At 70.4% G+C, this 1,159-nt stretch carries 2 protein-coding genes; one reads left to right on the top strand and one right to left on the bottom strand.

The features are described 5' to 3' along the window. Positions 1-353, bottom strand: a 353-nt coding sequence (locus I5E_RS02675) for an MFS transporter (protein ID WP_031261224.1), incomplete at its 3' end; no start/stop codon positions are given. A gap of 189 nt (positions 354-542) precedes the next feature. On the opposite strand from I5E_RS02675, the gene I5E_RS02680 reads away from it, so the two are divergent. After that, on the top strand, positions 543-1,067 hold the full coding sequence (locus I5E_RS02680; protein ID WP_022905626.1) for a DinB family protein: 525 nt from the start codon (positions 543-545) through the stop codon (positions 1,065-1,067). Positions 1,068-1,159: the final 92 nt, after the last annotated feature.

Here is a 1,159-nt window from a genome sequence, read left to right on the forward strand (position 1 = left end):
AGGAACGTCGACGTCGCCATCATGATGAGCGTCGTCGCGAGGACCTTCTGCCGCCCGATGCGGTCGCCGAGACGACCGAACACGATGCCGCCGAGCGGCCGGGCGATGTACGTGGCCGCGAAGACACCGAGGCTGAACAGGATCTGGACCGCGGGTTCGGCCGTCGGGAGGAAGACCTTCCCCATCGTGACGGCCAGGTAGCCGTAGACGCCGACGTCGTACCACTCCATGGTGTTGCCGACCACCATGCCGCTGACGGCTCGTCGCATCATGCTCTTGTCGACCACGGTGACGTCGCTCTCGCGGAGCCGTCGGTGCGGTCGGGTCGGGGTACTGCTGGGGTCGGAACCCATGCGTTTCTCCTCGGAGGATCGGCGGGCCGACGGGTACCGGCCCGGGAACAGCCGTCGACGATACCGAGCGACCGGAATGTCATTGACCGGTGATTCACAGGGACCGGCGTGTCCCCCGGACGGGGGTCGGCGTCGATCGCCTCGGGCACGCGGATCGGAGCGGACGGTGACAGGCCGTACCATCCAGCCATGGCGATCGAACCCGAGACGAAGAACTGGACGTGGGTCATCGAGTCCGCGTGCCCCGAGTGCGGCTACGACGGCAGCGCGGTCACGATCCGCGACGTCCCGGGGATCATCGACGCGAACACCTCGGCGTGGCCGGCGATCCTCGACCGTGAGGACGTGCGCGACCGCCCCGACGAGAACACCTGGTCACCGCTCGAGTACGCCGCGCACGTGCGTGACGTGCACCGCAAGATGGCCGAGCGGTTGGCACTCATGCTCGCCGAGGACGCCCCGGCGTTCCCGAACTGGGACCAGGACGCCACGGCCGTCGAGGACCGGTACGGCGAGCAGGACCCCGCCACCGTCGTGCGGGAGCTCGGCGAGGCGGCGCACCGTGCTGCCCGGGCCTTCGACGACGTGCGGGAGGACCAGCTGGGACGCACCGGCCTCCGGTCCGACGGCAGCGCCTTCACCGTCGCCACGCTCGCCACCTACTACGCGCACGACCCGGTGCACCACCTGTGGGACGTGCGGCGCACGCGGTAGACGCACCACCCGGCGGACGGGAGGCGCGGTGCGGGCCCGCAAAGGGCCTCCCGTCCCACACGTCGGGACCGCCGAGCGACGCGTGACAGTCG

Origin of the sequence: Curtobacterium sp. B18, assembly GCF_000333375.1 — a bacterium.
Lineage (GTDB): Bacteria > Actinomycetota > Actinomycetes > Actinomycetales > Microbacteriaceae > Curtobacterium.